23 protein-coding genes are annotated in these 26,642 nt (G+C 59.2%); 10 read left to right on the plus strand and 13 right to left on the minus strand.

Annotated elements, in window-relative coordinates; all coding sequences use genetic code 11:
• Positions 1 to 100: 100 nt before the first annotated feature.
• The 3 genes from VGG64_15570 to VGG64_15580 form a co-directional block, all read right to left on the minus strand.
• On the minus strand, positions 101 to 2,626 hold the full coding sequence (locus VGG64_15570; GenBank protein ID HEY1601022.1) for a PAS domain S-box protein: 2,526 nt from the start codon (positions 2,624 to 2,626) through the stop codon (positions 101 to 103).
• 2 nt (positions 2,627 to 2,628) lie between these two features.
• The gene (locus VGG64_15575; protein ID HEY1601023.1) at positions 2,629 to 3,252 is read right to left on the minus strand and encodes an MEDS domain-containing protein; all 624 of its coding nucleotides are present in this window, start codon (positions 3,250 to 3,252) and stop codon (positions 2,629 to 2,631) included.
• Positions 3,253 to 3,443: 191 nt separating this feature from the next.
• A complete protein-coding gene (locus tag VGG64_15580; GenBank protein HEY1601024.1) occupies positions 3,444 to 3,896 on the minus strand; it encodes a hypothetical protein in 453 nt (150 codons plus the stop codon).
• Positions 3,897 to 4,152: 256 nt separating this feature from the next.
• Here VGG64_15580 and VGG64_15585 point away from each other — a divergent pair, with 256 nt between their 5' ends.
• Complete coding sequence (locus tag VGG64_15585) at positions 4,153 to 4,845, plus strand: type 1 glutamine amidotransferase domain-containing protein (GenBank protein ID HEY1601025.1); 693 nt, start codon at positions 4,153 to 4,155, stop codon at positions 4,843 to 4,845.
• A gap of 129 nt (positions 4,846 to 4,974) precedes the next feature.
• Here the strand turns inward: VGG64_15585 and VGG64_15590 are convergent, their stop codons facing one another.
• Entirely contained in the window at positions 4,975 to 6,591 is a 1,617-nt protein-coding gene (locus VGG64_15590; GenBank protein ID HEY1601026.1) for a B12-binding domain-containing radical SAM protein, read from the minus strand.
• 670 nt (positions 6,592 to 7,261) lie between these two features.
• Between VGG64_15590 and VGG64_15595 the strand changes: the two genes are divergently transcribed.
• The gene (locus VGG64_15595; protein HEY1601027.1) at positions 7,262 to 7,522 is read left to right on the plus strand and encodes a hypothetical protein; all 261 of its coding nucleotides are present in this window, start codon (positions 7,262 to 7,264) and stop codon (positions 7,520 to 7,522) included.
• Positions 7,523 to 7,664: 142 nt separating this feature from the next.
• Here VGG64_15595 and VGG64_15600 read toward each other — a convergent pair whose 3' ends face one another.
• From VGG64_15600 to VGG64_15620, 5 genes are all read right to left on the minus strand, one after another.
• Positions 7,665 to 7,913, minus strand: coding sequence for a hypothetical protein (locus VGG64_15600; protein HEY1601028.1), 249 nt, complete (start codon positions 7,911 to 7,913; stop codon positions 7,665 to 7,667).
• A 145-nt stretch (positions 7,914 to 8,058) separates the two neighbouring features.
• A complete protein-coding gene (locus VGG64_15605; protein ID HEY1601029.1) occupies positions 8,059 to 8,316 on the minus strand; it encodes a hypothetical protein in 258 nt (85 codons plus the stop codon).
• Positions 8,317 to 8,649: 333 nt separating this feature from the next.
• Positions 8,650 to 8,874: a hypothetical protein gene (locus VGG64_15610; GenBank protein HEY1601030.1), complete on the minus strand. Its 225-nt coding sequence runs from the start codon at positions 8,872 to 8,874 to the stop codon at positions 8,650 to 8,652.
• A gap of 254 nt (positions 8,875 to 9,128) precedes the next feature.
• Positions 9,129 to 9,935: a transglutaminase family protein gene (locus VGG64_15615; GenBank protein HEY1601031.1), complete on the minus strand. Its 807-nt coding sequence runs from the start codon at positions 9,933 to 9,935 to the stop codon at positions 9,129 to 9,131.
• Between the two features lie 197 nt (positions 9,936 to 10,132).
• A complete protein-coding gene (locus VGG64_15620; protein ID HEY1601032.1) occupies positions 10,133 to 10,483 on the minus strand; it encodes a hypothetical protein in 351 nt (116 codons plus the stop codon).
• A gap of 1,284 nt (positions 10,484 to 11,767) precedes the next feature.
• Here VGG64_15620 and VGG64_15625 point away from each other — a divergent pair.
• Complete coding sequence (locus VGG64_15625) at positions 11,768 to 12,799, plus strand: hypothetical protein (GenBank protein ID HEY1601033.1); 1,032 nt, start codon at positions 11,768 to 11,770, stop codon at positions 12,797 to 12,799.
• Positions 12,800 to 12,927: 128 nt separating this feature from the next.
• Here the strand turns inward: VGG64_15625 and VGG64_15630 are convergent, their stop codons facing one another.
• Both VGG64_15630 and VGG64_15635 read right to left on the minus strand, forming a co-directional pair.
• Complete coding sequence (locus tag VGG64_15630) at positions 12,928 to 14,877, minus strand: M56 family metallopeptidase (protein HEY1601034.1); 1,950 nt, start codon at positions 14,875 to 14,877, stop codon at positions 12,928 to 12,930.
• 13 nt (positions 14,878 to 14,890) lie between these two features.
• Positions 14,891 to 15,271 carry a BlaI/MecI/CopY family transcriptional regulator gene (locus VGG64_15635; protein HEY1601035.1) on the minus strand — a complete coding sequence of 127 codons (381 nt, stop codon included), beginning with the start codon at positions 15,269 to 15,271 and terminating at the stop codon, positions 14,891 to 14,893.
• 311 nt (positions 15,272 to 15,582) lie between these two features.
• Between VGG64_15635 and VGG64_15640 the strand changes: the two genes are divergently transcribed.
• Together VGG64_15640 and VGG64_15645 are read left to right on the plus strand one after the other, a co-directional pair.
• Positions 15,583 to 17,706, plus strand: coding sequence for a 3-hydroxyacyl-CoA dehydrogenase NAD-binding domain-containing protein (locus VGG64_15640; GenBank protein ID HEY1601036.1), 2,124 nt, complete (start codon positions 15,583 to 15,585; stop codon positions 17,704 to 17,706).
• A gap of 310 nt (positions 17,707 to 18,016) precedes the next feature.
• Positions 18,017 to 18,487 carry a methylated DNA-protein cysteine methyltransferase gene (locus VGG64_15645; GenBank protein HEY1601037.1) on the plus strand — a complete coding sequence of 157 codons (471 nt, stop codon included), beginning with the start codon at positions 18,017 to 18,019 and terminating at the stop codon, positions 18,485 to 18,487.
• Between the two features lie 74 nt (positions 18,488 to 18,561).
• On the opposite strand, the gene VGG64_15650 is transcribed toward VGG64_15645, so the two are convergent.
• Entirely contained in the window at positions 18,562 to 19,911 is a 1,350-nt protein-coding gene (locus VGG64_15650) for a PQQ-dependent sugar dehydrogenase (protein HEY1601038.1), read from the minus strand.
• Positions 19,912 to 20,475: 564 nt separating this feature from the next.
• Between VGG64_15650 and VGG64_15655 the strand changes: the two genes are divergently transcribed.
• Positions 20,476 to 20,880, plus strand: a complete 405-nt coding sequence (locus VGG64_15655; GenBank protein ID HEY1601039.1) for a bifunctional nuclease family protein — start codon at positions 20,476 to 20,478, stop codon at positions 20,878 to 20,880.
• A gap of 216 nt (positions 20,881 to 21,096) precedes the next feature.
• Here VGG64_15655 and VGG64_15660 read toward each other — a convergent pair whose 3' ends face one another.
• Positions 21,097 to 21,954: a hypothetical protein gene (locus VGG64_15660; protein HEY1601040.1), complete on the minus strand. Its 858-nt coding sequence runs from the start codon at positions 21,952 to 21,954 to the stop codon at positions 21,097 to 21,099.
• A gap of 560 nt (positions 21,955 to 22,514) precedes the next feature.
• Between VGG64_15660 and VGG64_15665 the strand changes: the two genes are divergently transcribed.
• From VGG64_15665 to VGG64_15680, 4 genes are all read left to right on the plus strand, one after another.
• Positions 22,515 to 23,609: a PEP-CTERM sorting domain-containing protein gene (locus tag VGG64_15665; protein HEY1601041.1), complete on the plus strand. Its 1,095-nt coding sequence runs from the start codon at positions 22,515 to 22,517 to the stop codon at positions 23,607 to 23,609.
• The gene (locus tag VGG64_15670) at positions 23,609 to 24,691 is read left to right on the plus strand and encodes a phytase (protein ID HEY1601042.1); all 1,083 of its coding nucleotides are present in this window, start codon (positions 23,609 to 23,611) and stop codon (positions 24,689 to 24,691) included. Before VGG64_15665 ends, VGG64_15670 begins: the two co-directional genes overlap by 1 nt.
• A 154-nt stretch (positions 24,692 to 24,845) precedes the next feature.
• On the plus strand, positions 24,846 to 25,982 hold the full coding sequence (locus VGG64_15675; GenBank protein ID HEY1601043.1) for a DUF1559 domain-containing protein: 1,137 nt from the start codon (positions 24,846 to 24,848) through the stop codon (positions 25,980 to 25,982).
• Positions 25,983 to 26,005: 23 nt separating this feature from the next.
• Entirely contained in the window at positions 26,006 to 26,251 is a 246-nt protein-coding gene (locus VGG64_15680; GenBank protein HEY1601044.1) for a hypothetical protein, read from the plus strand.
• Positions 26,252 to 26,642: the final 391 nt, after the last annotated feature.

The following is a 26,642-nucleotide window of genomic DNA, read 5'->3' on the forward strand; positions in this document are numbered from 1 at the left end:
AATGGCTGCACCGCGAAGCCAAACTCTCTCAGCAGGTCAGGCAGCGACTCGCGCACCGACTCATCGTCATCAACAACCGAGATCAAGGCACGTGTGTCCATTAGAGGTTCCTCTTGCCCCCGGCAGGTTGGCTGACAGCGGGTTTTCGAGCCGAAGTCGGCAGGCGCCCGCCAAACGCGCTGCTGGGGCTCGGAGGAATGGAAAACGAAAAAGTTGCGCCGGGGCCGTCGTTTGGCTTGGCCCAAATGCGGCCTTCATGATTTTCGATAATTGATTTGCTGACGGCCAACCCGATTCCCATGCCACCGTTTTTGGTGGTAAAAAAAGCGTCGAAAACTCGACCCACGGCCTGCGGATCGAGACCGATCCCGCTGTCCTGCACCGTCAGGCGCACGTGCTCCGCTTCATCGCGTTGAGTGTGAATCAGTAGTTGTCGCGAGCGGTCGTGTACGTCGGTCATGGCATCCGTTGCATTTTGCAACAGATTCATGATTACCTGTTGAAGCTGCACGCGATCACCAGTGACCCAGGGAAGATCTTCAGCCAGCTCAGACCGCAGAATCACACGATTTCGTGAAAGCGTGCTCATCAACAACTCGATCACTTCCCGCGTGGCCTCATTGAGATCAACCGTCTCGGTGGTGGCCTGCCGCTTGCTGAACAACGCCCGCAATCGTGTGATGACTTCGGAAGCGCGATTGCCGTCGCGTATCGTGCGGCGGGCGGTTTCACGCGCGCCTTCAATATTCGGAGGATCGGCGTCAAGCATTCGCAAGCAGGTGCTGGCGTTGGTGATGATGCCGGAGAGCGGCTGATTGACTTCGTGCGCGATCGATGCCGTAAGCTGGCTCATCGTCATCACGCGCATCATGTTGGCCAGTTCCGCCTGCGTGTTCCGCAGCGTCTCTTGGGCCTGTTTCCAGTCGTGCATGTCCACCACTGTGCCGTGCCATTTTAGGATACGGCCATCCTTGTCGAGCAGCGGCAGGGCATTCGTCACGCACCAGCGATACATGTGGTCCGCGGCATGAATGGTCCGAACCTCGACCCGATATGGCGCTCCGCTGGCGACGCTGGAAATCCACGCCCGGGTCGCTAGCTCGACGTCGTCGGGATGAAGCAGCTTGGTCCAACCGTTGTCCATGATTTCTTGGGCTGCGAAGCCGGTGTAGTCGAGCAAGCGGGCGTTGCAGTAGTCGATCGTTCCATCGGGCGTGGCGCTCCAGAGCATTTCTGGAATCGTTTCGGTCATCTCGCGCAAGTTGAGTTCGCTCTGGCGGAGCTTCTCTTCCGCTCGTTTGGAATCAGTAATGTCTCGAATGAAGGCGCTGAAGACCCACTCTTCGCCCAGATTGAGGGGCATGACCTCCAGCTCGACGGGAAATTCTGCCCCGCCGCGGCGGATCGACGTGACTTCGATGCGCCGCCGCATCAGCGGGCCTTCGCCCGTGGCCAAGAGGTGCCGCAGGCCGTGTTCGTATGCCAGCCGGTCTGACGGCGGAATCATGAGTTCCGACATGCGCCGGCCGATCGCTTCGCCACTGCTCCAGCCGAAAACGGCTTCCGCCTGCTTGTTCCAACTGGTGATTGTTCCGGCAGCATCCATCGTGACCACGGCATCCAGGGCCGTGTCGATGATCAATCGCGTCCTTTCCTCGGTTTTGCGTAATTCCTGCTGGAACTGTTTGAGGTCTTCGATGTCGGTCGACGTGCCGACGAACTTGACGACCGCGCCTGCCGCATCGCGCAGCGCCACAGCCCTATTGAGATGCCAGCGATAGGCCCCGTCTCGAGCCCGGCGAAAGCGCGTCTCCATGGCAAAATCCTGCCCGCGGCGGATCCCTTCCCCAAAAACCGTGGAGGCCATTTCCTGATCATCGGGATGGACGGCGGCGATCCATGCCTCGGGCTGCGACAGAACATACTCGATCGCATGGCCCGTATACTCCAGCCACTTTTGATTGACGAAATCGAGCGTGCCATCGGCAAGAACCGTCCATGCCGCTACGGGAATCAGCTGCAGCAGGCCCACTTGCAGTTGCAACTGCTGATTGGCGCCGGCGAGTTCCCTCGTTCGTTGCGCGACGCGCTGATCGAGTTCATCGGCAAGGCGTTTCTGCTCGTTACGCAACCGCGCTTCGTGCAGCGCGATCGCTGCCTGGTTGGCCGCCACTCTAAGAAGCAACTCCTCCGTCTGTCCGGGGAAATCCGCGCGCTCATCACCAGCCACGAGCATGCCGACTTCGCTATACAATCCCAGTCGCAGGGGCACGATCGACAGGTTTTTGTCTGCGATGTGACCCTCAATCCGCGCTGGCCATTTTTGGGAATCGCTTCCCAATAGCCGATCGAGCTGTGCGCCAACCTCAGCCGGCTGCATAGCCAACGTCGAAGATTGAGCGAGCCGCGCCAGTTCTACGGTATCTTCACCCTGCGGGCCTTGCAGTTGCACGTAGATCAAATCTAGTTGCAGCATCCGCTGCAGTACGTCGATCAGCGTGCGGCCGATCTGGAAGGTATCGCCGCCACTCCAAACCGCGGGCAGCGTCATCATGCTGATCAGGTCGCTGATGCAACGTTGCAAGCGCTTGACCTGTTCGCCAGGATGTTCGTCAGTCGCGTCCATCATTATGCTCGCCGTTCGCGCCGCTCACGCAAAAACTCTTCCGGCGGTACGTAGAAAGGATTGTGCTGAAGAATGCCGCCGACAATGACCATCGGATGCGTCCGCATGATGTCGATGACCGTATCGCCACCAAACTTCGCCAGATCGTAGACACAAATGACCGCATCCTCGTGGCGGCGCCACACTTCGTTGACGCGCGATTCAAACTCAACGAGATTGTCAATGTGCGACCCTCCCTCGGCTGCCCAGTCCATGTGGCAGATGATCCGGCTAAGCGGAAATCCCGCCTTGTCGTTGCCGCTTGCCAGGTGCTCAAACTCTTCGATCATGCGGTCCTGATCGAACCGGCCATGCTGTATGTAAGATTCCACGTTGCTTCGAAGCTCCAATTGCCCGCTGCGCTGGGCGGCTGTCGCGTCGATTCCTGCCGCAGCCAGTCTCTGCAGATGATTGTGACGTCTGTCTGGGTTGACGACATGAACCGCCTTGTGGCCACAGTCGAATCCGTCCTTGATGAACGGCATAAGGACGCGATACTCTTCATCAGCACTGTTGAAAAAAGCACAGACATGCCGTACCTCGCCAAGCTGGGAGCCGGCAAAAGGAATGGGTGCCGTCGTCTTCATGGCGCGCTTCCTCTTCGCGGTCCGGCACACCGTAAGAATATGCCGCGTGTGCCGAAACCTCGATCATACTTTGGTATTGGGTTGTTTCGTCGATAATAGATCGGTGTTGCCAATACCTTCGTCCAATAGATTGATCTTGGCCGCCGGTCTAACCTGCCAAGAAGATCATCTCATGTCGGATGATCGATACCTCAAAACATCAAGTCGGAGGTTGCCATCATGATCGGACGACGTGCATTGGGGACTGCTTGTTTGTCGGCCTTGGCGTTGGCCGTGATGTATTCCTCGACCGCAGGCGCGGATCCAGCAAGTCGCCAGACATTGCTCGACAAGTGTGCCGAAGCCTGTTCGAAATGCCAGCGCAGTTGCGATGCCTGTGCGCGGCACTGCGCCACACAGCTCGGCGAAGGTAAGAGCCACCACATGGCGACCTTGAGAACCTGTTTGGACTGTGCTGATATCTGTGCGGCGGCCTCGCGCATCGTCGCGCGGAATGGCGTGTTCAGCGGCCCGATCTGCACTGCCTGTGCGGATGCCTGCGCCAAGTGCGCTGCCGAATGCGACAAGCACGCGAGCGACACGATAATGAAGGAATGTGCCGAACAATGTCGTGCCTGCGAAAAGGCGTGCCGCGAGATGCTCAAATAAGGCATCCTGTCGACAAAGGGGTCTAAATCTCGCGCGGTTTCGACGAGCGAACCTTAACAAGCAACCATTGCCAAGCGAACGTCAACAGGCGAACTCAGACGGATAGTTTCCACGCTTCGTTAGCAATGGTCAAGACTGCGACGACGGTGGCTACCCGCGCCGACGGCGGGCCATCAATTCGCCGACCACTATTATTCCATCGACTCGGGGATGTCCGCGAGCCCGAGCCGCGCATGCAATGGAGCAAGAACGATGAAGATCCTGATGGTGCTAACTTCACACGATCAACTCGGAAATACCGGGCGCACCACGGGCTTCTGGCTCGAAGAATTCGCCGCTCCCTACTTTGTCTTCAAAGACGCCGGCGTTGATCTGACCCTCGCATCTCCCAAGGGCGGACAACCGCCGATTGACCCCAAGAGCGATCTGCCGGAGAACCAGACCCCGGCCATGGCGCGCTTCAAGCAGGACACCCAGGTCCAACAGTCGTTGGCCAACACAATCAAACTGGCCGACGCCAAATCAGCAGACTTCGATGCTGTGTTTTATGTCGGGGGTCACGGGCCCATGTGGGACCTCGCGGAAAGCCCGGTGTCGATCGCTTTGCTGGAATCGTTTTACAACTCCGGCAAGCCCACTGCGTTAGTCTGCCATTCGCCCGGCGTGCTGCGCCATGTAAAGTTCCAGGGAGAGCCGCTCGTAAAGGCCAAGCGCGTCACGGGATTCACCAACCAGGAAGAGGAAGCAGTTCAACTCACCCACGTCGTACCATTCCTGGTCGAAGATGAGCTGAATCGGCTCGGCGCCAAATTCGAAAAGGTTGCCAGCTGGCACCCCTTTTCGATTACGGATGGCCACCTCGTGACTGGCCAGAACCCTGCGTCATCAACTGCTGCAGCTCAAGCGCTATTGAAACTGCTGGCGTCGCAATCGGCTCACGTATAGATGGCTCTACGTCGCAACGACCGTGGGATTTAGGAACAAGTTTCACGAGCGACGGAATTCAATCACCCTGCCAGGCAGAGAATCGCCTCGCGGGGTGGCAGAGTTCGTTGACAGAACACGTAACCGTCATCAGCCGCTATTATAGGCGCGCAAGCGGCCGGCGATCATTTCGCGCGTGAACTTATAGAAGTGCCAGTGCGTCACGCAGCGGTTCATGAATTGCGCGAAGCCGATGATCGTGCGCGGCTGTCCGGAATCGCGAGCAAAGAACGATTTCCAATAGACCTTGCCGACAGAGAGCAACGAGCCATCTCTTAACAGCGTCCAGAATAACGACCAGAATAGCAGCACACCGTAGCCCAATGTAGGCAGCGATTTTCCCTCGCCGGCCTTACGACAGATGTCGGCCCGACGGGCGATAAACTCGGGATGTTTGAAGATCTTGAAATAGCGCTCGAGGAAGGCTTCCGGCGTGTACAGACGTTTGACCAAATCCTGATAACCACTGACGAGCTCGTCGCGGGTCATTTGTTGGGGAATAAAGTTGCAGTTGGGATCCTCCACCACCAGGCGCCCCTCCCGTTCCAGCCGTTCGTACAGGGGCGTGGTAGGGATGGCTTGCAGCATGCCGACCATGGCCAGCGTGATGCCGTTATCCTGAATGAAGCGAAACTGATCGTCGAAGATTCCCTTATCATCGCTATCGAAGCCGACGATGAAGCCGGCATTGATTTCCAACCCAGCGCGCTGGATGCGGGCCAGCTTGGCTTCCAGCGAATCACCGCGCACGTTTTGAAACTTCTTGGTTTCCTTCAGCGAGTCGAGGCGCGGAGTTTCGATGCCGATGAATACGCTGCGGAAATTCGCTCGGTACATCATATCCATCAGCTCGGGATCCTCGGCCAGGTCGATGCTGGCCTCGGTCGTCAGCCGCAGTGGATAGTTATGCTCTTCCATCCAGGGGATCAGCTTTTCGAGCAGCGCCTTCGCCTTTTTCTTATCGCCGATGAAGTTGTCGTCGACGATGAACGCCGAATGAAACCCGACGCGACGCATCTCGTCCAACTCGGCCACGAGCTGATCGGGTTTCTTGACACGCGGGCGGCGGCCGAAAATCACAATGATGTCGCAGAACTCGCATTGAAAAGGACAGCCTCGCGAGTACTGCAGCGCGCCCGAGGCATAGCGATCGACCTTCAACAGGTCGAAGCGCGGGCGGGGGACTTGCGACATGTCGGTCGGCTGCGCCTGCTTATAGCGCGTCTCGGTCGGCAGGCCGCGGGAAAAGTCGTCGAGAAATTGGGGCCAGGTCGTTTCGGCCTCGCCAATAAACTTGACGTCGCAGAGGCCGGCAAAGAAATTCTCATCGACCGTCACAAACGGACCGCCAACGACGGAGAATATTTGCATTTCGCGCAACCGCACCAGGATTTCGCGAATGCGATTCTTTTGCACATTCATGCCCGTCACGCCGACGATATCGTATTGGCGCAGCGATTCCCAATCGATTTCCTCGACGTTTTCATCGATCACGGTCACGTTGTGATCGCCGCACATACCGGCCACGGACGACAGCGACCCCGAGATCATGGTGCTGCGTTTGTCGCCCGGATAGAGCGGAAGTGCGAATTCGAAGCCCCAGTAAGAAGGCTCGAAGCGGGGATTGATCAGGCAGATCGAGAGCGTTTTTACCGCAGACGAAGCTTTGGTTTCGTCCGCGGTCGCCGTCATGGCAATTGCGTTCATCCGTGCGATTCCCTAGTCTCCGCGGCAAACGACAGATGACTGCCGCGTAAGCGACGCTCTCCAGCGCCGTATGCAACTTAGAACGCCTTCGATGGCGAAGTTTCGCGTCTCCCGAAATGATGCAACGACGTACGTGTCGCACCGCGAGCATTCCGCCAGCGACCCAACGGCCCGGTATGGTACGAACTATGGATGTAATAGAGAAGGCCACATTTTGTGCTATCGGGGAGGGATCAAGGCCAGATTTCTGCGATACCACGCCGGAGGTACTGCCAGGCACGCAAATCTGCTAGCGAATTTGCACCAATCCAGGCGCAAGGGAGTTCGCGGCAATCCGAAGGTTTCCGCCCGGCTCCGTCCGGAAAAATCACGAAGTCCACCAATGCCGAACACCTAAAAGGTCGCGACGAAATCTGCCACCGTTGGGGCACCGCCTGGGTCGCGTCGCAAAACAATGCCTTTTAGGTGATAATTCGGTGAGAACCGGCCATGCTTACCCAAATGCCTGTCGTGCGAGGAACGGCAAGGGATGAAGGACGCCGAGAATTAGAGCAATGTGCATGCCGCACGACAGTCACTCCGACATCTGAGGACCGACATGAGCTTGGTTAGGTGGGTGCAGAGCTTATTTTCGCGCCGCGGAAAGGCCCTTTCCCTGTATCGAGCCGGAATGGCAAAGGCGAACGAACGTAACTATGTGGGGGCCATCGCCGATTACTCAGCCGCGATACAGGTGTCTGATGTTCCGGCGGATGTGAAAGCGATGGCGACCTACAACCGTGCGCTCGCATATTCCTCGATTCATAACGACGCAAAAGCTGCCGACGACTTGGCAGCGGTGCTAGAGATGCCGGGATTGTCGCAATCGATCAAGAGAGAGGCGCAAGAACGTCGGGAACGGATCCGGCGGCGTGAGGAGAGACAAAAATAACCCGTAGCTAGTAACGGACACTGCAAAGGCGGCTCGCCTTTGTCCGTCGTAATCTCCCTACGGCAAAGCATGCAAAGCCGCTTGCGACGAGCGAGAAGGTGGCGCTCCGGCGCTTGCGCCAACGTCGGGCAACTGCGAGCGGTCACACCGTGCGCGCCTGCTCGGCATATGCCGCACAGAAGGCGTTCATCGTTGCTTCCGGCCCTGCAAGATCCGGTAACGTGCGTAATATCGCGAGGAACCACTGACCATCGGCGTTCCGCGGCACGGACCAATGTGCGAGCAGGCTACCGTTCAACACGATATTGCCGTTCTCGCCCGCCGACGCATCTAGATTGACTGGGTGCAATTGCAATCGGCGCAGCTCGGCCTGGATCTCTTGTATAAGCATTTTGTCATCCCTAACCGGTAATCCGCTTCATGAGACTCGCCAGGGACTCCCACAGAAGCGCCAACAGACCGAAAACCAAATAGAAGGGGGTCGCGATCCAACTCATCATAGGATCAACTCCGAAAATGGACGTGGGGGGACACTTCTAGGCGACATCGAGCATCAAATGAATCTCTGGGATGCTCGCAAGTAATCGTTCCAGCTTTCCGCGCGGGATACGCGAGCTATAGGCCAGGCGAAACGACGAGCAGGTGGAGTTGTCATTCTCAACCACCGGCTCGCTCGTTTTGAACACGAACGATTGACTGAGGCGTTTCAGAAGCCAATCGACCTTCTTGACTCCCTCGACCCGCACCAGACAAACGCTGCTTAACGGTCGTATCCAGACCGGGATCTTCTCCATCGCGCAATCTCCGCGTAGCACTTAATTCATCCAAAGACGGGCTGACGAACACTACGGCTAAGCGCGAAGCCACGCGGCATCCCGCAGGACTTCAGGTGCGAAGCCTCTCTGCTGGATCGAACCTAGCGCAGCGCAACGGTCGAGCGCGCAAACCGTCAATGTCGCAGTGACGCGGATGTAAATCGCCACCAAGATCCGTTTCGCTCAGATCTATGGAGGAGGGCTCGTGACGAGCGGGCTGCACTGAGAGTCAGCCTTCATAGACGGGAGATGTAATCATTGTCACATGCATATCAACCATAAGCAAGAGCAAAGTGACAGTTGTAGGCGCCATCAAGTTGAATCGAGGACGGCCTTTGCCAGATGCAATCGGTGGCGTTGCTGATTCGCGTTTTCGAGTAAACCCGCGACCTGCCCGCGAGCGGCAATCAACTCGTTTGTTTCCTGCGATTGTCCCACGACTCTCTGGGCACTCATTACGTCTCGGTCGACTTCGGCAGCCTGCAACAAGATTGTCGCCGCGCTGAAATCCGCACTGGCACGGAGATACGCGAGCATGGCTTCTCGTCGCGTTGGCTTCTCAGCTGCGGCCGAGCCGCCGACCAGACAAAGAATCAGTACGAGTTGGCAGGACTTCAACGACGTGTCTCTCTAAACACGGCAGCCGACCGCATACAGCGATTTCAGGCTCCGGCAATAGTCTAGCCTGCGCGTTCATGCCAGAAACGTACCTCGGATTAGCGACCGCGGCGCGGCAAATCCTCCACGAATCGTTCAATGATTGCCAAGACGATCTGAACTTGCCAGCGCATTCAGCCTTCGTACGTCCACACTTGGAACGATTTGAGCAGGTTCACACCGAACGTAGTGGTCAGCGCAACGTCCGCGGCATCACGTCCACGCGCCATGAGAATCCGTCCGATGCGCGGCGTATTATTGCGCGCATCGAGGGCGTGCCAATTGCCTCCCAGATAGACTTCGAACCACGCGCTAAAATCCATCGGAGCAGCTGACTGCGGAACGCCGATATCGCCGAGATAACCTGTACAGTACCGGGCTGGAACATTTAGGCACCGGCAGAAGGTAATTGCCAGGTGCATGTAATCTCGGCAAACGCCTGCGCGCTCGTGATACACCTCCAGCGCCGTTCGATTCGCTCGGGCTTGCATATAGTCAAAACGAATGTGGCGATGCACGAAGTCGCACACTGCTTGCACCAGCGGCCAGCCCGCCGGTAAGTGACCAAATAGCGACCAGGCGATCTCGCGCAGCTCACCGTCAACCTCGCAATACCGACTCGCGAGCAGGAACAGCAGCACCTCACTGGGCAGGTCCTGCACCTGGTGTTGGAACGCATCCAACGCTTGGGCATCGGGCAGCCCACTATCTTCGATCAGTGCATCGTTGCGGAACGTCACACGGCCAGCACGGACAACGGCCCGCCCGCAACGATTGCCATAAACGTCGGCGTATTCAGAAACGGCAACCGGCGGCTGTACAACCAATTGCTCGGCTCCGCGCAACGACGAGGCCCGCGAAGGGTGCACGTACATCATCATCAGCACGGCGGTCGGTTCGAGAAAATCAAACGCTACTTCGAACCCGGCGCGAATCAACATTGTTCTGGCACATCTTTCCGCCGCCATGGAGGAGGGACGATTGCAACTTCGACAACGGGGATGATTATAGCCCTGTTCGGGCGTCAACGCGCCGCCATATGCGAAGCTAACCCGGGCAATTGACCATGTTGTTGCGGCTCAGTGCGAGGATCAGCCGAGAGTCTTGGCGCGAAAAGGCGGTTCCGTGGCGCAATCTCTCACGTGCAAGGTTCCGGTTCATCTCTGTTCAGTACGGAAAACGCGCGTCGAACCGGGCAATAGTGAATTCGACCAGGAATTGCGCGCCGGTCTTTTTCCGCCATGGCCCCGTGCGGATTGCCAGCGCCGGTTTTGGTCGTCAGTAAATGCCACGGGCGCGTGATCGAAACCCAGCCGCGATTGACGGCGTGGAACTTTGTCTCGGCCATGGTCCCTGCATCCGCCGCCAACGTGCCGTCGGCCTTGCGGGCCACTAGTTTGGGCCGACAAGCCAGTATAGGTGATCTCTCCATCTCGCCGGCATGATCGCCGGGATCGTCGAAAATCTCGTGCTCGACGTCGGTCAGCACCTTGCAACAGTTACAGAGGAAGGGCTGCCGCCTGTGCCTGCCCATGCAGTTCGCGCAATACCGGCTTCAGATCGTTGCCGGATCAGGCACGATCACAACGCTCGCTTCGTTCGACGGCGCGAATGGCGCCGATCCCGTCACCGGCCTGCTCGCCGATGGCAGCGACTACTTATACGGCACCACTTTCGACGGCGGGCCGGGTGGCGGTGGAACGGCGCTTAAATCGCTGAAAACTGCGCCCGCTACAGTCCCGAAAACGCATCCATGGCCAGGGCCGTCGTGCCGTCCCGTCAAGTCGTATGCTCGGAATGATGCGCTAGTGAGTTTGCACGAATCTCGAACTACGGGCATCGCAGCACGGTGGTGCTGGTTGTCGATCACCGCCGTGCGGACATTGAGCTTCTTCGCGATCGCCGGCGTGCGACATAGACGATCGCCGCGCCTTGAAGCAACAGAAGCCCCGTCGTAGCCGGTTCGGGAACCGAGGTGAAACGGACGAAGGCCCCCGAAGACGTGACGCTAAAGGTGCCGGCCCAACCAGCGGCAGCCAAGTCGGGCGCGAAAGCAAACATATTTGCGGTCGGAAATTGTCCAGACCCCGTGAACGACATCAGTGGATACTCAACACCCGTCATCAGCCCGCCGAGGCTTTGGAACTCAAATTGCAACGAGCCAGGGCTCCCAGAAAAGAAATTCGCTGAGCCAGAGAGCACCCAGAGATCGCTGCGGCTGCTTCCGATTCCAAAAGTGATCTGCAATGGCGTGTTGAATTGCCCATCGAACTCTTCGGTGGTTAACGTCGCGGCTCCAGGTCCGCCTACATCAAGCGTTGTATTCCCGGTAGTGGAAAACACTCCGAGCGACGACCGCGTTCCTGCCGCCTGCGAAGTCCCATTTTTGTACTTAGATGCCTGGGTCGAGCGAAGCGGTCCCCCAGTTCTCCACCATATTCTGGGGGTAGCAAATACGTCGATCCCAGGCACCGACCGACTATGCTATCGTCCTGGTCCCACGCCCGCACCCGGCCCATTGCGCCACCGATGCACTGATATTGGCCCCGCCACGCGTAGTGCGTACACTCCGCGCGACCAAGCGCATTCACTATTTTCGCTGCTGATAGCTGCGTCAGGGCAGAGCACCTCTGCAGGGTCGATTCTGGCCCCTTGTTTTCTGCCGCTGTTGGATTCCACCGAGCGCATGCCAATGTGTGTTGCGCTTGGGCATGATCGATCGCTCAAAGGGCCTCGGCCAATTCCACCTGCTTTCGCGAGAAGGATATCCACGATGGATGGTTTTCTGCGCGGGATCGCGAGTTGGAGGTTACTGAGATCGACAGTCGGGCGCAAGCCCGGCCGGCCGCGGAAGCGCCGCACGCTTAGTGTCGAATCGCTAGAGGATCGCCGGATGCTGGTCATTATCGCAGGTGCAGACCCTTGGTCTATGTACTACCTCCCGCCCGAACCCAACTTACTCTCGGCTGTTCTCCACAGTGGTGTACAGCAAGTTGCGGTCCTCGGGTCCGATATGCAAGTCTGGACCGAGTCCGGCAGCGGCACCAAGTGGTCCGGCTGGCAGCTCACCTCTCCGGGGCACGTCCAGCAAGTCAGCGCCACGATCGATGGTGCCGGCCGCTACGAGATCTTCGCGTTGGGGATGGATAATCAGGTGTGGGATGAAGTATGGCTCGGCGACTCGTGGTCCCCTTGGACGCTGACGCAGCCGGGCTACGCCAAAGACATTGCCACGCAATCGTCAACGGCCAGTGGTGCACCGTCGCAAGTCTTTATCGTCGGGTCTGACAACCAGGTATGGAGTGAAACCGCCAATACCGGCGGTGGGTGGAACGGCTGGATCTTGACGCAGCCCAGTGCGGTTCAGCAAATCAGTGTCGCTATGGACGCGAGTGGCGTGGATCATGTTTTTGCCGTCGGATTGGATCACCAGGTCTACGACGAGACTTATCAGGGCAAGGGTATGTGGAGCAGCTGGGCGCTGACACAGCCGGGCTACGTCGCGCTGATATCCGCGCCCACCGTTAGCCCCGGCCAAGGGGCATTGCAGGTCTATGCCATTGGCGCTGATGACCAAATCTGGACGGAAACGTCGGCCAACAATTGGCACAGTTGGACTCGCACACAGACGAGCACGGCGGAAAGCCTAAGCGTGGTCGATGGCGCTAACGGAGTCTCTAGCGTGTTCGCCATTCGCGACGACCTCCAGGTTTATGTCGAGAACTCCGGCAAGCCGTACAGCCCGTGGCAGTTGACCTCTGGCGGCATCGTCGGCCCAGGCGTTTTCTTTCCCTTGGCAGACTGAGGCTAGGCAAACGCCCCGGTCGCAATGGCGGTGCTGGCACCAGCGTTGCGCTTTGCGAGTGGGCAGGGCTGCGAAAGAACTTTTTCGACTTTCGACGCAAAATCCGTCGCCGGCGCAATGGTCCGTCCTTAATCAGTCACCTTCTCATCCCACCACCGCTTCAGCACGGAGTCGCCCGTGCCGACGTAGTTGCCGCCAAAGCCGTTTCCTCCCTCGGCCGGGTAGAAGCTGACGTGCGGCCAACCTCGGTACAACATCGGCAGATAAAGGGTAAAGGTGCCGTCGCCGCGATCCACAACCTTCGATTGCAGTTTCAGCGAGTGGCTTCTGCCATTGGCGGAATCCATCGCAGTGGTGTAAGCAGATATCGAGGCGCGATCGTGCGAGGCCAGCGAATAGGTGCCCGTGATACGGTACATATTGCCTGGCTTGAATGTTTCGGCGGTGCCATGCACGTCCAGGATGGTAATGTCGTCCCCCTCCGCGAAGCGCGTTACGCCTTGCTCGAATGCGACCTTGTGCGGCAGGTGCAAAGTCTCGACGTTCGTGGATTCTGCCGCGTCATTGGTCGGCTTGGTTCTGTAAACATTATCGCCGCTGCCGAAATAGACGTCGGCAAACCAGCGCGAATAGCGATCCGAGTCCGTCAGGATCAGATGAAAAAATCCCGGGCCTGCCATGCCATGCACCAGCGCGAACTCTCCGTCCTGCGCGTCGACCTTGGTGGATTGCAAGTCGAGCGACGCCGTCTTACCCCAGGGTCCAGACGCCGAGGCATGGAAGTACAGCTTGCCACGTTCTCCGGGCGGTAGCGTATATTTGCCGCGCACCAGGTATTGCCCGCCGATTTCAATCTGCGGGCGTGTGCCCCACACCTCTTGGATCTCGATCCGTCCGCCGTCCTTGGTTTGTGTGCGACCAATCTCAAATGGCACCCGATGCTGAAATCGCTTGGCCAGGAACGACGTTTCACAGGGCGCTGCCGGCGCTTCATCGCTCGGGGCCGCTTGCGCCGCCGTCTTGGTGAATTGCACGCACAACGGCAAGAACACGAATGCCACTAGCGCCACAGCAAACATCGTCCGTCGCGAGACGCTCGGTGCGAAACGACTTTCCAGAATCATTTCAATCCTCGCTTTCAGGCTAAGGGAACGCAGAAAAGGGCTGGCCGGCAACAACCGCGCCACGACCTGCGACGGGCGGAGCGATTCGGCCGTTTGCAGCACGATCTCGGCATAGCGTTTCGTGTCGTCGGGGAAGGCCCAGCGAACCCAGGCGTCGCAACAAAGGTCCTCGGCCTGGTGCATTTGTCGCCGTATGACCCACACCAACGGATTCCACCAATAGATGGTCGCAACCAAGAGTTCGACCGCGCGCACCCAATGATCGCGCCGCCGCAAATGCGCGAGTTCGTGCGCGAGGATCAGCGCCGTGCTCTTCTCATCGAACTGACCGACCAGCCGCGTCGGCAATGCGATCGTCGGGCGCCTACCGGCGCACCACAGCAAGGGGACAGCGACACCGTCGACGTAGCGCACCTGCGGCACGGGCCGCACCGCGAGCCTGCGGGCCATATCGTCCGTCAGCCGCGACAACCGTTCCGAGGCTGGCAGCGTGTCGCGTAACAATCGCTCAAAGCGCACTATTCGTACGCCGGCAACCAGTGCACACCCCGCGGCACCGCCCAGCCAGATCCACAGCACAATAGGCGCGGCTCGACTCCACGATAGCCACTCGCCGGCATCCGCCAGATCGTGCGCGGGACTCGTCTTGGCCGTGAAGATAACCGTGCCAGTTTGCTCCCGCTCCAGGAAATGTGGGACGAGGTCTTGCGCGTTTACGACGCCCTTTGGACTGTTGACGACGATTCGCTCGGGGGCCTGAGTCTGTTCGACCCGCCAGGGGGCCGGCCAGTCGATGGGTATCACCGGCGGAGCAATGAGTTTGAGTAAAACCAGCAGCCACAGTACGTGCGCAACGGGCGGCCGGCGCCACACACGGGTCAGCCCGCAAACCATTAGCCCCAGGACGAGTGCGACACAGGTATTGTGCGCGGCGAGGGCCAAGAGATCGTTCATAAAGCATCTCGCGTTATTTTGCGTACTTATCGAGCAGCTTGCGGATCTCGGCCGCCTCTTTCTTGCTGAGTTGCTTCTGATCAATCAACTGCATGATCAACGGCGCGATGGAATCGCCTCCCATCCGCTCGGCGAGTGTCTTGAGCTCTTGCCCCAGCACGTCGGCCGGCGAAACCGTCGCCGTGAAAAGATGCACGAACGAGCTGCGGTCGCGAGCGACCAGTCCTTTGCGTTCCAACCGCTGCAAGAACGAGTGTACGGCGGCAAACTCAGACTCGGCACCATCGGGATAGATCGTCTCGGTGATGTTCTTGGCCGTCAGCGGGCCGCCGGCCCACAGCACCTTCAGCACCGCAAGTTCGGCATCGGTGACAGCCACGGGCTTTTTGATCACGACAACGGACTCCAGAACTCATAAGCAGTGTGCATATGAAAATAGGCGTGTTGCTTATGAATGTCAAGCGATTGTTCCTTGTCGCCGCCAAGATGCCGCGCACGTTGCGGCGCGGTCCGCGGATTATGCGCCGTCGACGATAGCGCGACAGGCAACCGGCCCGTGCGACGTGAACCGTTCCGCACACCCGGGGATTGAACACCGCGTCGCGCGCCCTTACCATGACGCGCTTCGGGCCGCGGCAATATGGTGCTGGTCCGACATCACGCACGTTACGTTCCATCTTGCCTTCACGTCGGGAAACAAAAGTCATGAGCGATGTCGTCCATCTAGAACGCCGGGGCGATGTGGCCCTGCTAACGATTGATTCTCCCCCGGTCAACTCGCTCAGCACGCCCGTCATTGAGGGCATCTTCGGCCGCATTGCCGAAGCCAACAAAGATCCAGCCATCAAGGCCATCGTGCTGACCGGCGCCCGCGAGAACTTCATCGCCGGGGCCGATATTTCGGGCCTGCAAGCCCTGGCCGAAGGGGGCGGCAAGCTCGATTCAAAAAATATCGGCGCACTGACCCAAAAGCTGGAAGAGCTGGAAGCCAACGCCAAGCCCATTGTCATGGCTATCGACGGTTTTGCGCTGGGCGGCGGTCTCGAAGTTGCCATGGCCGGCCATTGGCGCGTCGGCAGCACGCGCTGCCGCTGCGGCCTGCCCGAACTGACCCTGGGCATCATTCCTGGCGCGGCAGGCACGCAACGTTTGCCGCGCATCGTAGGCGTGCAAAAAGCCGTCGAGATGATGCTCACCTCGGTCGAGGCACGCGGCAAAGAGGCTCTCGGGCTGGGCATCATCCAGGAACTGGTCGAGCCAGACAAGCTGATCGACGCTTCGATCGCGGCCGCCCGCAAGCTGGCCGCCGGAGAGCTGAAGCCGGTTCGCGCCTCGCAGCAGAACGACAAGCTCGGGACCGCCGATCAGGCCCGCATGATCATGGAAGGGGCCAAGGCCATGGGGGGCGATAAGCTCCGCAACCTGATTCACCCTCATATGTGCATGGATGCGATCCTGACCGGAGTCGTCGATGGTTACCAAGCCGGGCTGAAGCGCGAGGCCGAGAACTTTGCCAAGTGCATCGCCAGCACGCAGGCCGCCGGCATGATCCACATTTTCTTTGCCACGCGCGCCGCGCCGAAGGTGCCAGGCGTCACCGATCAAAAGCTCGAACCCAAGGCCATCAAGCGCGTCGCCGTGCTCGGCGGCGGCACGATGGGTTCTGGCATCGCCACGGCGCTCGTGCAGTCGGGCTTCGACGTGGTGTTGAAAGAGGTCAGCCAGGAATTCGTCGACGCCGGTCAGGGACGCGTCAAATCAAATCTGGAATCGCGGCTGAAAAAAGGGAAGCTCACGCAAGACAAGTACGACCAGATGCTGGCCCGCCTCCACCCGCAGATCGACTACTCGGGATTTGACAAAGTCGACATGATCATCGAAGCCGTGATCGAGAATATCGAGCTCAAGCAGAGCGTCTTTGCCGATCTGGAAAAGGCGACCCGCCCCGACTGCATCCTGGCCTCGAACACGTCGACCATCGACCTGGAAGTGATCGGCGCGAAGACCAAGAGCCAGGACCGGATCGTAGGGACGCATTTCTTTTCACCGGCCCACGTCATGCCGCTGGTCGAGGTGGTGCGCAGCAAACACACCAGCCCGGCGACCCTGAACTCGGCCATCAACCTGGTAAAGCAGCTGAAGAAGACACCCGTTACGGTGGGCAACTGCGTCGGCTTCCTGGTGAACCGTATCTTTTTTCCCTATGGCCAGACGGCGTTGTTGCTGGTCGATCGTGGGGTCGATCCGTATCGGCTCGATAAGGCCGTCTACGATTGGGGAATGCCGATGGGGCCGTTCCGCATGTCAGACCTGGCCGGCGTCGACGTGGCCAAGTTCGCTGGCGGCATCCTGGCCCACGCGTATGCGGAGTACAACTACATTTCGACATTGGTCGATCACTTGTTTGCCGCCAAACGCTTCGGCCAGAAAACCGGTCGCGGCTACTACAAGTACGAAGGCAAGAACGCCGAGCCCGATCCGGAGTTGGCCGCCTTCGTCACCAAGGCCCGCGCCGACGCGGGCAACCCGGCGCCGATCACGGTGACCGACGCCGAGATCGTCGAGCATGTGATGTTCGGCGTGGTGAACGAAGCCTGCCGCTGCCTGGACGAAGGCATCGCCATCCGCGCTTCCGACATCGACGTAGCCTGTGTGATGGGCATGGGCTTTCCAGCCTATCGCGGCGGCGTGATGAAATGGGCCGACACGCTCGGTGCAAAGTACGTCTACGACAAACTGGCCGCCTGGAGCAAAGCCTACGGCCCGGTCTACGAGCCGTGCGACTACTTGAAGCGCAAGGCCGACAAGGGCGAGAGCCTGGAGAAGTAATCACCGCCAAAAACGGTGCAAACGGATAGGTTCCCGGCAGTAAGAGGCTAGCGGCAGGGCAGGGCGTGTGCCAGCAGGGTGCCATTGCTCACGCTCGTCGTGAACATGCGCGTTGAACCACGCGAACACGCAAACGAATCCGCTCCTGGGCAGAGTTTTTCGCGGACGAGTGACTATTGCTGAACACGTTGCCCACTTCTGGCCCCTAGTCTCCTAGAATGCGGTTTCGTGGGTTCGGTGCTCGCGCTGCCGTACGCACGCTCGCCATGAAAATGTCGCTGATGCAAAGTACCTTCTTCAGGTGGCCATCATGCCCAAGCGTAAATCGTGGCAAGAAAAACTGGCTGACGACAAGGGATTGCCCAAGACGGGCCGTATCACGGGCAAGATGTCGGCGCGGTGGGGCCGCGGGACAATGGTCGTGCCGGCGCCGGTCGAGGTCGACGCCCTGATGCGCCGCGTTCCACGCGGCAAGCTAATCACGATCACCGAAATCCGTGCCCGGCTCGCCAAAGCGCATCGCGTGACGCTCGCCTGCCCGATCACGACCGGCATCTTTGCCTGGATCGCGGCGCACGCGGCCGAAGAAGCTGCCAGCGAAGGCAAGAAGCGCACCACCCCTTACTGGCGCACGCTCAAAACCGGTGGTGAGCTGAACGCCAAATATCCCGGCGGCCTGACGGCCTTATGCCAGCGCCTGGAAGCCGAAGGGCACCGTATCATCGCCAAAGGCAAACGTCTGTTCGTCGCTGATTACGAGAAAAAGCTCGTGAAAAAATGATGAATGAAATGCCGAACTGACGCGCGAGGCGATACCTTCTCTCATTCATCATTCTGCATTCATCACGCTGCCCTTCATTCGCCCGCCGCGCCGGCCGCGGCCGAGCCGCGCTCGAACCGATACAATCCCTGCCCGGATAGCGAGTGCGTCGTAAAGTACACGTCGCCGTCGGCATCTTCGCCAAAGCTCATAATGGGCAGCTTTTGGGGGAAGGGAATCTCCTGATTCGCAGTTACCTTTTTCGTCGCCGGGTCGTAGCGCAGGGCCCAGATCTTGGCCGTAATGTAGTCGGCATAGATATACGCCCCTTCCAACTCCGGCAGCCGCTTGCCGCGATACACCAGTCCGCCGGTGATCGATTTGCCGATGTCGTGGTTGTATTCCCAGATCGGGTCGATCATGCCGGCCGGCTTTTCAGAAACAGCCGGCGCCGTGTCCCCTTTCTTCACGAAGGGATGCAAGCCCTCGCGAATGTTCCAGCCGTAGTTGCCACCTTTCTCGATCAGATCGATCTCTTCCCAGATGTCCTGGCCCACGTCGCCGGCCCACAGCACGCCCGTCTTGCGATCAAACGCCATCCGCCACACGTTGCGCAGGCCATAGGCCCAGATTTCGGGCCGGGCGTCGCCCTTGCCGACAAACGGATTGTCTTTCGGAATCGCGTAGGCCAGGTTTCCTTCCTTGTGGTCCACGTCGATCCGCAGAATCTTGCCCAGGATCGTCGATAGCTTCTGGCCGTTGCCCATTGGATCGTTGGCAGCCCCACCATCCCCCAGCGCGATGTACAAATACCCGTCAGGCCCAAAGGCGATCGTACCGCCGTCGTGATTCCAAAACGGCTTCTTGATATCGAGCAGGATTTCCTCCGACGCCGGGTCGGCGCGGTTCGGGTCATCCTTGCTCACGCGATAGGCGGCCAGAATATTGCGGTGCGGCGTCTCTTTGTTGGTGTAGTAGACGAAGAAGCGGCCGTTCTCTCGATACTTGGGATGAAACGCCACGCCCAATAGCCCCTCTTCGTCGGTCTTGTCGTAGTAGGCAACCTTCGACGACATATCCAGAAACGGCGTGGCCGTCTCGGCGTTCTGATCGTTCGGAAAAACGTAAACCGTGCCGCGCTGTTCGGGCACAAAGACCCGATTCGTATCGTCCGGGGCATAAGTCACCATGATCGGCCGGATCGGCACCAGCGTGCCACTGTCGGTCTCGGCCTCCCAACCGGTCCACTGCAACTTCGGAAAGGCCACGGCCGGTTGCAGGGCCAAGGGGGTGGTGACCACATCGTCTGCCGCCATTGCTGGGGTGGCAGTGGCCACGATCGCCAAGACCAGCGCCGCCATCGCAAAGCACCATCCTTGCGCCGAAGAGCAGAGCGCCGATACGGCGGAGCCAGCCGAGAGGTGCCAGGCGGAAGTCGTTCTCATTGCAGGTCCTTCATGTAGCAGAATGCGGCAGATCGAGAGGGCTATTGTACTTAGCCCTCCCAGGGAATGCATCGGCCCCTGGCCCTATTTCCCGCACCTTAGCGTCTGCCAACGAACCTCGATCAGGAAACAGCCTCGCATCGCGCCAACACCCCAATGGTTGGGTGCGCGTCCACCCTGGCAACGGCGACCTCGATGCATCGAAACCTGTTTACCTGCCAATCGAATTCCAGGACGCAGGGCAGACGAACCAACGGGCAAGACGATGCGCCGTGCGTTGCTGAAACTGCACAATTCGTCCTTCGGACGGCCGACTCACTGCTGCCGTAACTGCATCGCAGATGCCTCGCAGAAGGTCGACGTATTGACGTAGCGGCGGTTCTCGCCGCGCGCAAGGCATATTTTGCGCGTTCTTGACTTTCGGATTTACAGGCCGTGTTCACGCCACGCGCCCGTGTGCCTCGAATAACCCTAGCTGCCCGCGCCGCTTCGGAGATATAATCAACTACTGACGCCACACGTTCAAATGCGCTCGACCGAGAGCTAGAGTGCCGGAGCACTGTCATGCCAGTTCAGATGGAGTTGTCGCGGATCATCATCAGCGAAATCAACGACCAGCAGGTCATCTACCTGAAGGAGGTCGACGGTGATCGCTCGTTTCCGATCCTGATCGGCATCTTCGAGGCCACCAGCATCGATCGCCGGGTCAAAGGGTACGACTCGCCGCGGCCGCTGACGCACGATTTGCTGGTGCGCGTGGCCGAACACCTGGGAGGCGAGTTTCAGAGCGTGGTGATCAGCGAGCTGAAAGACCACACCTACTATGCGCGCCTTCAAATCAAGCACGAGGGGGAAACGATCGAAGTCGACGCCCGCCCCTCGGACGCCATCGCCGTGGCGGTGACCTGCGACCCACAGCTCCCGATCTTCGTCTCGGAAGAAGTGCTGAACGACGTGCTGGGAGGATGATCGCGCCGGGCAGAATGCTGAATCATAGATGACAAGCGGAAGGCTTACCGCGCGCAGCGGTGCCGCTCTGACATTTAGTATTCCTCATTCAACATCTCGGGCGCGGGCCAAATCTGACGTTGTTGGCCGTTGCCGTAGTCGCCGCAGCGTCGTATGACTAACCGTCCCAACAAGGATAGCTAGCGCCGCTGCACCACAAGGCCACGCCAGCCGCGTTCACAAGGGATTTAATGGGGCTAACTTGACGGGGGGCACGGGGTACGGTCCGAGTGTTGGGTCGATCGAGGCCACGTAAATCGTCGCCTCGGGGAACGCAGCAAATACGGCCTGGTTTTCTTGGTCCAAGAGTCCGGGAAACCAAATCTGCTTGACCACTCGATCGCCAAGTAGCTTGGCGAACGCCGAGGGCGCGGCGGCTACGTCACCCCGCTGGCAGCACAAGTCAGAGTTTGCCGAAGGGCGCTCGGTACCGCGCTCCATCCAATCGTCGCCGGCCATCCAGGCGCCTCGGGCCAACAGCCACGCACGGGCCGTCGACCGCTCGCGCACAGAAATCATCTCGCGCCCCACGATCGCTAACACAATCCCCAACACGGCCATGATAACCAGCAGCGTCCCCAGGCCAAATTGAAACCGGCGGTGGCGCACGGGTTGCGCCGGGAGACTATGCACGTTCGTGGCTGGTGTAATGGACTCCTCTGGATCAACGACTCGCATTTGAAATACCGTGGCGGCCGCATCGGTTGCTTCGACACCGAAAGAGAGGATCACGCGCCGATTGGCGCTCATATCTTCGGCTAGGAATGTTTCCTTCAGCCCATCGTTGCCAATCTGTTTTAAAAACTTGAATTTACCGAGAAAGAATTCCTTGCTCCTGCCGGCCAACAGCATGTCGCATTGCCAGCGCGTCAGCAAATTACCAGAGACCAGAAAGTCGCTAAACGCGGCCAGCGGTGAACCCTCGGACCGCCGCGCGCGTGCGGCCGCCGTGAATTCGCTGAGGGCCTGCTGCAAAGCATCCGCCGTGATGACACCGCTTTCGGTCGCGAGTTCCAAAAACCTGTCGAGGTCCATCGCCGCTTCCACCCCCCATGAGAGCGCCCTGGTGTACGCGATCCATGATATCGCGCCGGGCGGAGCCCGGAAGAATCCGGCTGCGCATTGGTAACCGCGAGTGGCGACCGACACCGTGGGAGTGCGAAGGTAAGAAGCGCTAGAACAGAGCGCGGCGGAATATTCGCCATATCTGATGAACATTTCGCCGCGATATGCCAGCGTGGCACGCTCGCAGGCGGCCAAACGCGACGGTAATTCAGCTTAGTTTCGTTGCCTAGGGGCTAACGACGTTTCTTGGTCCGCGATTTGCTACGTGGGCCAACCTCTGATCGCCCGGCGGGCTAGCGCGGCCGTCGGGGTCCACATCAGAAAACCTGCTGCGCTGGCGAAACTCCGCTGCTTCCTCTTCGAGGGGGCGATGGCGCTGCGCGCTGACTACGCGGCAGGTCGAGAAGTTTCGGCGGGCCCCGAACTGCGTTGCTTTGCATGTGCTGGCTGTTACGCCGTGCGTCGTCCGTGCTGATCGTGACACATCGAGTTGACGTCCTGTTTCCTTTGGCATCCTGGAGAAAATCGTGATGAATCGTTTTGCATGTTTGGGTTGCGCTCTTTTATTCCTTGGCGGTAGCGCGCAGGCAATCCAGGCTGCCTTCGTGAATGGCGACCTCGTCATTCTGACGACGAGTGATAATACGAGCACTTCGGCGGACGCGATCACTCTCAATGACTATCCGTACAATCCGTTGACGGGCACTTTTGGGACGACGCCCACTTCACACGTCCTCACGGGACTTACCTTGCCGGGCCTAAACGACCATGACGGCATGCTACGCGTAACCACCAACGGCAACGATTTGGTCTTTGGCGGTTACCAGGCTGCGGTCGGGACACCGACTGTAATTGCATCCAGTGCGACGCGCGCTATCGGGTTGGTCGACTCCAATTGGAATCTCACCACCACCCCCATCACCGGCTATTCAGGCGTGGCTCTGCGCTCGGTCGTGTCCACCGATGGCCAGCACTTCTGGACGGGCGGAGATCAAGGCACCGACGGCGGACAATACTACATCAACGCTAGCGGACCCGCGACGCAGACGCAAATCACGGCCAACGACGCCCGCGCCAATCAAATTGTCGATGGCCAGTTATGGGGATTCTCCAGCAGCAATGCCGGCACCGAGATCGGCTCCGGTCTGCCGACCTCGGCCGCGGCGGCGACGATCGCCATGAACTCGCCGTTTGTAAAAAGCGATGCCGTCTTCCTCGATTTGAACCACGACGGCACGTCGGATACAGCTTATTCCACCGACGGCAAAAACCTGTTGGGAAAATGGAACTTCGACGGCACCAACTGGAACCTGACAGGCCAATGGACCGGCACGAAGGCCGATATCAACAACATCAACTCGCTCGAAGCGTTTGTCTTTAACGGCAAGATCGAGCTCCTCGCGGCTACGCAGCAAGGCCAGCTCTTTCAATTCACCGACGCCAACGGAATCTCGCCCAACTTCGATCCGGCCTTCCTCGCCAACACGGCACCCACCCCCTTTCTCAGCATGCCGAGCGAGAGCTTTCGCGGAATGGCGATCACTGTCCCCGAGCCTGCGAGCGTGGCCCTATTGGCCTTGGCGATTCCTTGCTTGCTGGGATTCCGTCGTTGGAGATCTCGTTGATGCGGAACGTGATTGCTTGCGGTCTGCTGGTCCTGGCTGGTTGCTCTGAGCCTGCGACAACAAACATCGCCGAGCCGTTGCCGCTGCGTGCTTCGCAACCGGTACCGGTCAATCGGGTGCGATCGGCCGCGATCTGGGTGAATCCGCTTGATGCGGCGCAAAGCCGCATCATGATCGCTAACGCGGCCCGCGGGATCGAAGTACACGACCTCAACGGTTTGCTGCTGAAGCATCTCGACGAGGGTTATGAGACCAATTCGGTGACGATCCTGCACGGCTTTCCGCTCGCTGGCAAGCCGGTCGATCTGCTGCTGGCCACCTATCCAGACCAGCGCGTTGCCGGTGTGAAGTTGTGGATGATCCATGCGGAAAAGGCCAAGCTCAAGGAGGTGCCGGGCGCAGACCGCTTTACGATCCCCGACAATCCCTACCCGCGTGGCATAGCGGCCTATCGGAGTCGGCAAACGGGAAAGTCGTACATCTTCGTTACGACAGAAGAGGGCTACATCGACCAGGTCGAGCTCACCAGCGATGCCCAAGGCGCTATCACGGTCAGGCAAGTTCGCCGGCTGGAACTCTCCGGCAAAACCGAAGGTTGCGTCGCCGATGAAGATCGCGGCGTGGTCTACTTCGCCGAAGAGAAGCGGGGCGTCTGGCGTTTTGGCGCCGAGCCCGATGTCGATTCGCAAGGCCAGGAAGTGATCAAGGTCGGCGAGCATGGGCTCGTGCCCGACGTCGAGGGGATTTGCCTGTATTGCCTGGGGCCAATGCAGGGCTATTTGGTCGTGGTTGGTCAAGGCGCCAAGAGCGAGCGGTCCCGGTTGAATGTCTACGATCGGCAAGATCTCCACTTCGTCGGCGCCATCGTCCCCTCGGCCGCAGGCGGCAATGCCGTGGAATTTGCCTCGGGCGTGGCCGTGACCAGTGCGCCGCTTCCCGATTTTCCTCAAGGCTTGCTGTTGGTCAAAGACCGTAATAATCCGAATGCGAGCGAGGACTTCAAATACTTTTCTTGGGCCGATTGCGCAAAGGCTCTGCAACTTTCCACGACCGCGAGCGCCGCCGAGCAATCGGCCAATTAGCTGCGACCACGGATAGAAATAATTCCGTCGCTTGTTTGGCGCACATTGTCATAACGCTGTCACCATTCGGACAACCCGATTCGCAGCAATGGCAAGCGGCAAGGTGTTAACCGGTGCGTAGTCATTCTGCAGCCTGCTCGTAACGTGGAACATGATGTCCGCGCACAATCGTCATCGTCTTGCCTTTACCATCGTCGAATTATTGGTGGTGATTGCCATCATGGGCATCATGGTGGCACTGCTCTTGCCCGCGGTGCAGGCGGCGCGCGAAGCAGCGCGCCGCATCCAATGCACCAACAACGTCAAGCAAATCAGCGTGGCCATTCATAGCTTTATTTCCACCAACCAGGGACTTCCACCTGGGCTGCCGGACTGCTCGCCCGTGGCGTCTCAATGGATTAGCGGCGGTGCCCAGATGGCCGATTACACGGCCACCTGCCAGGGGCCGAATTGGGCGTCGAACATTCTCGATTTCCTGGGCGAGGGGGCACTGCAAGATCTGATCTCGAACTGCGTGCTGACAAACAAGCACGCTTGCGATGACTGCGAGCACGCCGATGCCGGGGCGCCGATCCGCAGGACGCCCAGCGAATACGTTTGCCCGAGTGCTCAAAACATGTCGATCTTGTTCGGCAGCCAGGATCCCGCGGTCGACGGCCTGGGAGGGACCGTCGGCGGTAGTGGGTCGGTCGCCGGCTTAGAGAATCTGGCGAAAGGGAATTACGCCGCCAATTTTGGTCAGGATTCGTACGTCAATTCGGCCGTGCCATCAATGGCGGGAATGCCAGGCGTGACCTATGACAAACAGAATGCGGGCCTGTTCGAGGTGGCCAACATTGCCTTGTCTCCGGCGGCGGCCAGCTCGGCCGAAAAAGGAAATTTCAAAATGGCCCGGCAGTCAGGCGTCAAACCGCAAGAAGTCACCGACGGTCTGTCGACGACGCTTATGATCTCGGAAGTGCAGATTTGGGATTCTTATCGAGATGTCCGCGGCGTCTGGTCCTGCGCGGCGCCTGGCGCCTCGGCTTTTCTGACAAAAACCGGTCCCAATTCGGCCATGCCCGACACGACGATCGGCTGTGATCCCGCGATTTCCGCCGGTGATCCGCTGCGGTGCATCGAAAACCAAACTAACGGGCAGGTTTGGGCGGCCGCCCGCAGCGGTCACCCAGGCGGTGTCGTCGCGACAATGGGGGACGGCTCGGCCCGATTCTTCGTCGACGGGATCGACCTTCGAATTTGGCAATCGCTATCAACACGCTCCGGCAGCGAAGCGGTAGTTGCTCCGTGATGCCGAGGTGTAGAATCGTGGGTATGTACCGCCCTACCCGCGACGAGCGCAATTTGCTGATCGCCCTCGGAAGTGTCGTATTCCTGGCGATTGGCGGATATGTCACCGGCGCCTATGTGTTTGGCCGTATGTGGGCGAAAGCGCATTCGCCCGAAGCGCGTGTGTATTTCCGTGAACGGTTCGAGCGCGATCGGGAAGCGGGACCACACGTACAATCCGAAATTACACACGAACCTGACCGGGATCATCGCCAAGCACAGCCACAATAACAGGCTTCGACCGATCGAAAAGCCGCTTGGGACAAGTGGTCGACAGCGTGACTGTTCTAATGGAAAGATAGATATGAGCGCAGTTGAAGTCGCGATCATCGCTGTTGTGATCATATTGTTGCTAGGTTCGCGCCTGCCGCCCATGTTCCGGTGCGAGCCCTGCGGGCGATGGTCGTTGAACCCTTGGCGATGCTCGCATTGCAGGCGGACAAAAACGCCCCCCATTTATAACGACCGGCCCTCGGCCTAACAGTCTGTTGAAATTCGCTGCTTGACGGGCATGGTATTGTGGCGGCCAGTTTTTGATTTCACGGCATGGATGCACTTTCATGGCACTCGGCAAGCGCAAGCGTGAACAGCAGGCGGCGTGGGTAGCGACGACGGAGTTGCC

The sequence above is a fragment of the Pirellulales bacterium genome (genome assembly GCA_036490175.1).
Taxonomy (GTDB): domain Bacteria; phylum Planctomycetota; class Planctomycetia; order Pirellulales; family JACPPG01; genus JACPPG01.